This is a genomic window from Mesobacillus sp. (assembly GCF_057785455.1).
Genome location: NZ_JBYNSB010000043.1, coordinates 1 through 8,984 on the forward strand (window position 1 = coordinate 1; position 8,984 = coordinate 8,984).

The following is an 8,984-nucleotide window of genomic DNA, read 5'->3' on the forward strand; positions in this document are numbered from 1 at the left end:
GGTGCTTAGGACGGTATCCGTGTCGAAGGAGCCGGATGGCCGATTTGCGGTGGTAACCGGTGAGGGCCACGAACTCGTCGAGGATTCGGCCCTTCTCCCTGCGGCTGGCTCGCAGGTACCTTGGCCGCCAACTCTCCACAAACTCCCGTATACTCATGTGGATCATCGGTTCCTCCCTTTTGTTTTTGTAACCGGGATTTTGAGAAACTGATGACCCCCCTCGGTAACAGTTTCAGTGAGGCAATTTGCGTCCTTGACCGCTTGGTGCTGATGTTGTACATTAAAAAAAGAGAGTGGTTTCAATGAAAAAGTGGTTAACAAAAGTTGCGTTGGTAGTTAGCGTCTTATGGGTTTTTATGTTGATAATTCAAACCGTACAAGCAGAAGAAATCAAATATACCTTCTTTATTGTGTCCCATGGCGGGGCTGCTGATCCTTTTTGGGCGATCGCAAGACGGGGGATGGAAGATGCGGCTAAAATATTGAGTGCAAGTCCTGACCTTGAGATAGAAGCAGTGTATTTCGGACCAATGGTAGCATCCCCAGTGGAAGTGGTTAAATTGCTGGATATGGCACTTGCAGCCAAGCCCGACGGAATTGCTGTTACCATCACCGACCCTTACATCGTCGACGAGGCAGTTCGAAGGGTTATTGCTGCCGGTATACCTGTTATTGCTATTAACGTACCAGATTGGAGACCGGAACCTGAGAAGATCCCCTATCTATGCTATATTGGCGGTGACGAGTACCTTGGTGGGGTCCAAGCTGCAAAGGCTTTCTTAAAAGTAGCTAAAGAGAAAGGCGTAACAATAAAACGTGCCGTCGTTGCTCCTCAAGAGGTAGGGCATATTGGACTCGAAACCCGTGCCAAAGGTTTTATTAAAGTAATGGCTGAACATGGTATCCCTGCTGACAAACTACAAATTTATGGCGAAGATCCAACAAAGTCTGTTGAAATCCTCCGAAGCTATTTTGCAGCCCACCCTGAAACTAACGTTCTTTTCACCTTAGGACCGCAAGGCACGTTGCCGGCTGTTACATTTTTAAAGGAAGCCAGTTTGGTAGGAAAAGTTCTTTATGGTACATACGATCTTGATCCTGTTACTTTGGATGCTATTAAAACAGGTATAGCTCTGTTTGCTATTGTTCAACAACAGTATCTCCAGGGGTATCTTCCGATTGTACTTTTAACTCTATATAATAGATATCGGCTTATCCCTGTGTCCGATGTTCTTACTGGCCCAATGCTTGTGGACATCGAAAATATAGAAATTGTTGAAAACTTATTAAAGAGGGTTATTAGTAAGTGAAATATATAGGGCGCCTAGAATTCAATTCTAGGCGCCCTTTTCTTTGGTCCGTTAAGGAAAAGGTGGCAGGAAGGAAGGACAAAACGACCCATGCGACAGAAACTTGAGAAAAAGCCTTCTGCTTCGTTAGGGACCAGGTTATCGGAATTTGCTCTGTTTAAAGAAGAGCTACAAAACATCCGCTACCGAATAGCTCGACGTCCCGAACTCGGGGTTCTGATTGCTCTCGTTTCCATCATTGTGGGTTTTGGATTTGTTGCAAAGGGGTTTTTTACTCTACAAACACTGGCCAGTATACTTACAGTAATAGCCGAGCTTGGCATCGTGACTGTGGGAATGACTTTCCTTTTGATTTCAGGGGAACTTGATCTTTCAGTAGGCTCGATCTTAGCGATTTCCTCCACAATTTCTGCCATTCTTTTGCGTAGCGGTGTTGATGATATTTTTGCTTGTGGAGCAACGTTGATTTTTGCAGCTGTTCTCGGACTGTTAAACGGTTTCATCGCAGTTTTTGCACGTGTTCCATCTTTTATAGCCACGCTAGGCACCATGATGCTGTGGCGAGGAATTTTGTTAGCCATTACAGGGGGATTGCCTACTATTCCTTACTTCGGCGATACGGTTATATTTACCATTCTTAACAGCCGGATCGTGCAGGATTTTAGAACATCCGCTGGCTGGCTTGTTGTGGTTGCTTGTATAGCTTATTTTATACTGCATCATACACCTTATGGAAACTGGGCTTACGCTGTAGGCGGCAACAGAGAAGCTGCCCGCGGCCTCGGGGTGCCAGTTTCGAGGGTGAAAATCCTTAACTTTACTTTTTCTGGGTTTCTGGCAGGACTAGCTGGTTTAATGCAATTTGCTCGCTTTAGGTCTGTTGATGCGTTACGCGGCCAAGGTATGGAACTGGAAGCGATTGCCGCAGCCGTCACTGGTGGCGTTTTACTAAAAGGTGGGTATGGAAGCATTATTGGAAGTTTGCTTGGAACAATCATTATTGGAACAGTACGCACCGGATTAATGCTTGCTAAAGCGCCAACTTATTGGTATCAGGCTTTTGTTGGCATAATTCTGATTATTGCGGTCATCATTAACATTCGTGCAAGAGGAGGTGAATATTAAACATGGATCTGTTTCAATCCGACCTGCTAGTGCGAATGGTGAACATTTGTAAGCGTTTTGGTTCAATACAAGCGTTAAATAACGTAAACTTCACCGTAGACTATGGCGAAGTTGTAGGACTTCTTGGTGACAATGGAGCAGGCAAATCTACATTGATTAAAATTCTTTGTGGAGTCTACCCACCAGACCATGGCGAAATTTTCTTTGAAGTGCGCCGTGTTAACTTTAAATCGCCCCAGCAAGCTCGGGCTTTGGGTATCGAGACCGTTTATCAAGATTTTGCTCTTATCCCCCTTATGACCATTGCGCGTAACTTCTGGCTAGGACGTGAACCTGCTCGCAGGATCGGTTTTTTCAAGTTTCTTGACCATCGGCATATGCGTCGAGTTGCTCAACAAGCTCTAGCAGAACTTGGTGTTAATGTTCGCTCAGTAGATCAGCCTGTGTTTGTACTATCAGGAGGAGAACGTCAATCTATCGCTATTAGCCGCGCAGTTCACTTTGGGGTAAAGTTGCTTATCTTAGATGAGCCTACTTCTGCACTTTCAATCAAGGAATCTGCAAAAGTTTTGAATTATGTTAAACAAGCTAAAGAAAAAGGTGTCTCAGTAATTTTCATATCCCACAACTTGCATCATGTTTGGCCTGTTGCTGATCGCTTTGTAATCCTTCACACCGGGGTTAAAGTAGGTGATTTACTAAAAAGCGAGACATGCCCAGAAGAAATTGAACACTTGATCGTCACAGGACAGAGACGTATTGAGGAAGTTTGAAAAACTTATGTATTATAAAGTGGGTGTATGCACATGGATTTTTGGAGAAAGCTCTCTAGCTGAAATCGCTAAAAAACTAGTGCTTTTAGGTTATGACGGGATAGAGCTTCTAGGTGACCCAAAACGTTATCCTTTAAAGGAAACACGGCATCTTCTAAAGGAGCATGATTTAACAGTTTTTTCGGTGACCCCTTGTAATGTGGACCTAGCTCATCCGTCGCCACGTGAGCGTCAGAAAGCCCTGGATTATTACTTTTGGCTTATTGATTTTTCAGAAGAATTAGGAGCAGCCATTGTTTCCTGCCATGGTTTCGTGGGGCGTCTACGTGCTATATCAAGTCAAAGTGAAGAAGAGAAATTGTTCGTGGAAAGTTTGCATCAAATTGTTGAACGTGCCGGGATCAAAGGCTTAAAGGTTGCTTTGGAACCTCTTAATCGCTACGAGTCGCACTTGGTGAATACAGCCGCGCAAGCCATAAAAGTGATAGAGGAAATAGGTTCTCCTTACTTGGGTATCCTGCTTGATACGTATCACATGAACATTGAGGAGGCGAATCTTTTCGGGACAGTTTTTCTTGCAAAGAATCTATTATTATTGATTCATTTGGCGGACTCTGATCGTCGGGCTATAGGGCGTGGACATATCGATTTCCATGGACTTTTCTCAGCCTTGAAGGGCATTGATTATCACGGTCCATTAATCATTGAATGTACTGCCCCCGGACCTGACCCGTTTACGCCGGTTAAAGGGCCTGGGTGGGAAAGAATTCTGTGGGATGACTTAGAAGAAACGATCGGATGGCTCCGGAATAATAAGTATGTCCTTTAAAAATTCTTAGCCACAACATGTTACTGACTGAAGGTCAAGGTTTACTGAAAGGGCGTGGCTGGATTTAGAACAAATAATTCTGTACTATGGTTTTGAATAGAAGCAGAAAAGTGAGGGACTGATGCAGTATATCAAATTAGGACTTATTGGTACTGGAAGAATTGGGAGGCTTCACGCAGAAAACATTGTGCGTCATGTTCACGAAGCCAGGCTTTTGGCAGTAGCTGATGTTAACATAGAAAACGCAAAAACTTTGGGTACTATGCTGAAAATTCCAAAAATTACACACGACTACAAAGAAATTTTGGATGATCCAGAGATTAACGCAATTCTAATCTGTACTAGTACTGAGAGCCATGCTCAGATCATTCAGGATGCTGTAGATGCGGGGAAATATATTTTTTGCGAAAAACCATTAGCCCTAGATCTAAAAGAAATCGATACCATTTTGGCTGCAGTTGAAACCGCTGGGGTAATTCTTCAAGTAGGATTCAATCGCCGATTCGATCCGAATTTCCAGCGCTTAAAAGAAGTGGTTCAACGCGGAGAGATTGGACGCCCTTGGTTGCTCAAAATCACGAGTTTTGATCCCGCACCACCTCCTCTCTCTTACATTCGTATTTCTGGCGGAATTTTTTTGGATATGACCATCCACGACTTTGACATGGCCAGATACTTGCTCGGGGAAGTAGAGGAAATTTATGTTGTTGGAGCTGCTCTTGTTGATCCTCAGATTGGAGCTGCTGGAGATGTGGATACTGCTGTGGTTTTTCTTCGATTTAAGATGGGAGCTTTAGGGGTAATTACCAACTGCAGAAAGGCAGTATACGGGCATGACCAGAGAATCGAGGTTCTAGGCGAAAAAGGCTGTATATTTGTTGAAAATCCCAAGCCTCACGCAGTGCTTTTGGCTGATGACCAAGGATATCATTCCGCCCCGCTTCACTACTTTTTCATTGAGCGATATCGCGAAGCTTACATCGCGGAAATCAGAGCGTTTGTCGAAGCTATACGTGAAAGGAAGAGACCGCCGGTGACGGGTTTGGACGGAAAGATCTCGGTGGTAATGGGATATGCGGCAAAGAAGTCGCTAGAAGAGCGAAGACCGGTTCGACTGAGCGAGATCGACCCCTCGCTGTCCTAACGGTGCTAGCATTTGCAAGGAATGGGGTTGATAGATACTTGATGCCTCAGAAGTAACGGTTACCGAAGGTTTCGTGGTTGCCTCAGAATGACCGTTACCCAGGGAGCCTCCTTAGCTGTTCCAAATTCTTTTGGATCCTGCGCTGAAGTTCCCCAGGGTTCAGGGTCTCGTAAAGCTCCCTCAACCTTGCCTTGCTCTCCTCGCTCACCCAAGATGAGGTCAGCACCCTCTGGTAGAGAGTTTGGGCCCGGTCGTACCTCTTGCGCACTTTGCTTCCCACCCGTTCCTTGGAAAGCAGTTTCCGCACTGGCTGGAAAAAATTCAAGAACAGTCGCCAGTCCGCGTAGACGGCCTTCAACAGGGCTAGGGCTTCCGAGGATTCGTACCGACCGTACCCCACCAACTTCCGCACCGCTGACCAGTTCTTCCCTCCCACATGAGCCTGGCCGTTCTTCTTGTACGGGCGGCACCGGGTGAACGTGATCTTGTGGGCCTGGCAGTACCGGGAAAGGTTACCGTTTAGAAAAGCACTATCGTTGTCGGAATCGATCCCAAGAAGCGGGAAGGGAAGGTTCCCCTGAATCCGGTCGATGGCCTCCCGCACCGCGTGCTGGCTGCGGTTGGGGAGAACCTCAAGCTCACACCAACGTGTGTCGATGTCCACAGCCGTAGGAGTGTGCAGGTACTCGCCCTTGGCGCTCTCCCCGCAGTGGGCCACAAGATCCGCCTCCAGAACCCCAGGTTTACTTTCGTCCCAGTCCGCGAAGGTCCGCACGGGGATCTGGTGCTTGAGGAGGGTCCCAGGCTTGGTGGTCGTGCGTCCCCGTAGGGGCTTCGCTCGGTGGGTTTTGAGCAGGCGGTCGATGGTGGCTGGGCTGGTGGCTGGGCTCATCCGCAGGAGAAGCCGCTCCGTCTCCGGCCGGATCCGAAGCTCTCCATGGTGTTTGAGGGCCGCCACGATCTCGGGAAGGAAGGGGGCTAGGCGTTTGGGAGAGATTCCCCCGCAGGCCTCCCAGACCGCAAGAAGAGCGGGCTTCACGTCCGGGGTGTACCGGCGGGGCCGTCCCCGCTGGTCCAGGTGGTGCGGACGGTAGCCGTGACGCAGGAGCCGAATCGCCGATTTGCGGTGGTACCCAGTGAGGGCCACGAATTCGTCAAGGATCCGGGTCTTCTCCTTGCGGCTGGCTCGCAGGTACCTGGGCCGCCAACTCTCCACGAGCTCCCTTATACTCATCCGGGTCATTGGTTCCTCCTTGGAGTTTTGGTAACCAGGATTTTGAGGAACCGATAACCCCTTCGGTAACATTTTCAATGAGGCAATTCGCAGGGTTGCGGATATCGAAGAGGGGTGTTACCTTGGAATTAGGGGAATTTATCGTTAAGATCCTCAAGGAAGAGAGCAATGACCCCCCCCTAACTTGGAGACAGTCCGGCGATACTACCGCAAGCGGGCAGCCAGCTACGATGCGCAGAAAGCTAGGACTTAGCAGGACGAGAAAGGCTTCGCCGATGAGATCATCGACTACATTGTGCAAGCTGTAAAGGAAGCTGGCAGGCTTGGCCTAGAGGCGGGGATCGGGACCGGAAGGATCACCATCCCTCTGCTTGAGCGATTGGAGGTCACCTTAGTAGGGGTGGATCTCTCCCCGGAGATGCTGGAGATCGTGCGAAAGAAGTTTTTGTCGCTCAAGCCGGAGCAAAGGCCGATCCTGCTGGAAGCCGACTTGCATAAGCTTCCCTTCTGTGAGCAGACATTTGATTTCATCCTCTGCATCAGTACGCTTCACTATACCGATGCCGAGATCGTCCTCAAGGAGTTCTCCAGGGTGCTCCGGCCCGGCGGGAGTTTGATTCTGGGCGATCTGATCATCCATCCAGATGATGACCAAGGATTCATGCAAAAGGTGGAAGAGGCGCTATCCACGGCTCATAATCGATATTACCGCCCCAAAGAGCTTCAGAAGCTCTTGAGAAGCTGCGGGTTTGAGATCAAGGATTTCAGGACGATCTCCTACGAAAAGTCGCACCAAGCCTTGGTCGAGGACAAGGCCAATTACTTCAAACTAGAGCTCAGCGATTTCTACAATCTGCTGGAGAGAGCTCCGTCCCATATCCGCAAGATCTACAGGCTCAGTGAGAGTTCAATAAGATTGCATTATGGACTTCTCACGAGTGTAAAGGTATAATTGTAATCGATCCTGGGCTTAGCCTGGCATACATACTCCTGGCATACAGGAGTGACGATCTATGGATTTAGATTTATACCGCTATCCCAGATACTATGAGCTAGCCTTTTCCTTCAGGGATATAAGGCGAGAAGTAGATCTATTTGAAGAATGCTTCCGCCGGTATTCCAAGATCCCTGTCAGAAGAGTTTTGGATATTGGCTGTGGACCGGGCCCTCATCTGGAGGAGTTAGCGCGCCGGGGATACGAGTATGTCGGGCTCGACATCAACAAAGTTATGCTCGACTATGCACAAGAGAAGGCTAGAGAGCTGGGCATCGCTGCAACTTTTCTCCAAGCTGATATGCGATATTTTTCATTAGAGAAGCCTGTAGATTTTGCTTTCACAATGCTTGGCTCATTATATGCGGAGGCCACTGATGAGCTATTGTCGCATTTTGCTTCCGTGGCCAAGGCCTTAAATCAGGGCGGCCTGTATTTTCTCGATGGGTGCGTTGAGTTCCGGTGGGACAATCCATCTAGTGGAGACCAAAGTTGGACGATGGAGAAGGAAGGGGTGAGAATTGCTATTAAATTCGTGAGGGAGGAGGTGGTAGACCGAGCTGCTCAGATTCGTAAGCACAAGATTCTTGCCGATGTTGATAACCATGGAAAGATGTTACACTTAGAAACTGTGGAGGTGGGAAGGACAATATTCCCGCAGGAGTTCCTGTTGCTCGTAGAGAAGTCGGGGAAATTCGAATTTCTTGGCTGGTGGAACGATTGGAATCTCGATGAACCTGTGGAGAAGGCAGAACGCATCAGTCGCCCCATTACCGTGATTCGCTGTCTTTAATGGAGGTGCGGATATGAAAACAGATTACCAGAAATTGGCAGAGAAGCATCTCAGCATAGCAGATCAAGTTGCCAAAGAGTTGCAAGCAAACGAAGACGTAATTGGCTGTGCGGTCGAAGGGAGCACGGCGAGGGGCAATGTGCATCCCAAGTCAGATATTGACCTGCTGGTGCTGGTCAAAGGAAGCGGTGTATATGAATGGGAAAGAAGGATCGCCGAGAATATCGTGGTGAACATAGCTTTACGCTCCCAAGATGTCCTTGAAAGGATGGCGAAGGATCACCCAGATACTATTTGGGGGTTAAAAGAAGCGCGGGTTCTTTATGATCCCCAAGGTATTCTGCAAGTGCTCAAGAGCGAAGCGACGATAGCAGGAGCGGTGGAGGAGGAGTTCCTTGGAGATTTGTTAGATGAAGCGAGGTCCCTCGTTGGGAAGGCCGAAAGAGCATTAGACGAGCAAGATCTTGAATCGAGTCTGCTCTGGCTGAGACGAGGTGCGATGGAGCTTGCTGAGCTAATTTTCTACAAGGAGAAGGGGAGGAGGATTAGGCTGATAAACTTTTGGCAGGAGATCCAGACGCTTACATCAACTGAGTTTAAAGAGCTTTTCGCCAAGATACAGGTATTTCAAGCTGTAGAGCGGGCTTGGTTGGCCGAGATGCTTGAAAGGCTTGAGGCCTTTCTTCCGGAACCGAGATAATGGATAATACCGGAGACTTCAGCTGACACAGCACAATCTGAGAGGAAATCATGGAAGCTGGCAAGACCCTATATGTAGTCTC

10 protein-coding genes are annotated in these 8,984 nt (G+C 48.1%); 9 read left to right on the top strand and 1 reads right to left on the bottom strand.

Features of this window, described 5'->3' with window-relative positions:
• Positions 1–302: 302 nt before the first annotated feature.
• The 5 genes from AC3EBE_RS17180 (at position 303) to iolG (ending at position 5,181) form a co-directional block, all read left to right on the top strand.
• Complete coding sequence (locus tag AC3EBE_RS17180; protein WP_488596270.1) at positions 303–1,310, top strand: sugar ABC transporter substrate-binding protein; 1,008 nt, start codon at positions 303–305, stop codon at positions 1,308–1,310.
• 90 nt (positions 1,311–1,400) lie between these two features.
• Positions 1,401–2,435, top strand: a complete 1,035-nt coding sequence (locus AC3EBE_RS17185) for an ABC transporter permease (RefSeq protein WP_488596271.1) — start codon at positions 1,401–1,403, stop codon at positions 2,433–2,435.
• 2 nt (positions 2,436–2,437) lie between these two features.
• The gene (locus AC3EBE_RS17190) at positions 2,438–3,208 is read left to right on the top strand and encodes an ATP-binding cassette domain-containing protein (protein WP_488596272.1); all 771 of its coding nucleotides are present in this window, start codon (positions 2,438–2,440) and stop codon (positions 3,206–3,208) included.
• Positions 3,195–4,037, top strand: a complete 843-nt coding sequence (locus AC3EBE_RS17195) for a sugar phosphate isomerase/epimerase family protein (protein ID WP_488596273.1) — start codon at positions 3,195–3,197, stop codon at positions 4,035–4,037. The genes AC3EBE_RS17190 and AC3EBE_RS17195 overlap by 14 nt, the downstream gene beginning before the upstream one ends.
• 121 nt (positions 4,038–4,158) lie before the next feature.
• The gene (iolG, locus tag AC3EBE_RS17200; RefSeq protein ID WP_488596274.1) at positions 4,159–5,181 is read left to right on the top strand and encodes an inositol 2-dehydrogenase; all 1,023 of its coding nucleotides are present in this window, start codon (positions 4,159–4,161) and stop codon (positions 5,179–5,181) included.
• 94 nt (positions 5,182–5,275) lie between these two features.
• On the opposite strand, the gene AC3EBE_RS17205 is transcribed toward iolG, so the two are convergent.
• Positions 5,276–6,424 carry an integrase catalytic domain-containing protein gene (locus AC3EBE_RS17205; protein ID WP_488596275.1) on the bottom strand — a complete coding sequence of 383 codons (1,149 nt, stop codon included), beginning with the start codon at positions 6,422–6,424 and terminating at the stop codon, positions 5,276–5,278.
• 113 nt (positions 6,425–6,537) lie between these two features.
• Here AC3EBE_RS17205 and AC3EBE_RS17210 point away from each other — a divergent pair, with 113 nt between their 5' ends.
• The 4 genes from AC3EBE_RS17210 to AC3EBE_RS17225 all read left to right on the top strand — a co-directional run bounded on the left by AC3EBE_RS17210 (position 6,538) and on the right by AC3EBE_RS17225 (position 8,902).
• A complete protein-coding gene (locus AC3EBE_RS17210; RefSeq protein ID WP_488596276.1) occupies positions 6,538–6,723 on the top strand; it encodes a hypothetical protein in 186 nt (61 codons plus the stop codon).
• Positions 6,711–7,367, top strand: coding sequence for a methyltransferase domain-containing protein (locus tag AC3EBE_RS17215; RefSeq protein ID WP_488596277.1), 657 nt, complete (start codon positions 6,711–6,713; stop codon positions 7,365–7,367). Before AC3EBE_RS17210 ends, AC3EBE_RS17215 begins: the two co-directional genes overlap by 13 nt.
• A gap of 61 nt (positions 7,368–7,428) precedes the next feature.
• Positions 7,429–8,202: a class I SAM-dependent methyltransferase gene (locus tag AC3EBE_RS17220; RefSeq protein WP_488596278.1), complete on the top strand. Its 774-nt coding sequence runs from the start codon at positions 7,429–7,431 to the stop codon at positions 8,200–8,202.
• A 13-nt stretch (positions 8,203–8,215) separates the two neighbouring features.
• Positions 8,216–8,902, top strand: a complete 687-nt coding sequence (locus tag AC3EBE_RS17225) for a nucleotidyltransferase domain-containing protein (RefSeq protein WP_488596279.1) — start codon at positions 8,216–8,218, stop codon at positions 8,900–8,902.
• Positions 8,903–8,984 lie beyond the last annotated feature (82 nt).

Excerpts from the sequence above, each read along its gene's own strand:
- AC3EBE_RS17180 (WP_488596270.1), top strand. The coding sequence starts at position 303 with ATGAAAAAGTGGTTAACAAAAGTTGCGTTGGTAGTTAGCGTCTTATGG.
- iolG (WP_488596274.1), top strand. The coding sequence starts at position 4,159 with ATGCAGTATATCAAATTAGGACTTATTGGTACTGGAAGAATTGGGAGG.
- AC3EBE_RS17225 (WP_488596279.1), top strand. The coding sequence starts at position 8,216 with ATGAAAACAGATTACCAGAAATTGGCAGAGAAGCATCTCAGCATAGCA.
- AC3EBE_RS17185 (WP_488596271.1), top strand. The coding sequence starts at position 1,401 with ATGCGACAGAAACTTGAGAAAAAGCCTTCTGCTTCGTTAGGGACCAGG.
- AC3EBE_RS17220 (WP_488596278.1), top strand. The coding sequence starts at position 7,429 with ATGGATTTAGATTTATACCGCTATCCCAGATACTATGAGCTAGCCTTT.
- AC3EBE_RS17190 (WP_488596272.1), top strand. The coding sequence starts at position 2,438 with ATGGATCTGTTTCAATCCGACCTGCTAGTGCGAATGGTGAACATTTGT.
- AC3EBE_RS17205 (WP_488596275.1), bottom strand. The coding sequence starts at position 6,424 with ATGACCCGGATGAGTATAAGGGAGCTCGTGGAGAGTTGGCGGCCCAGG.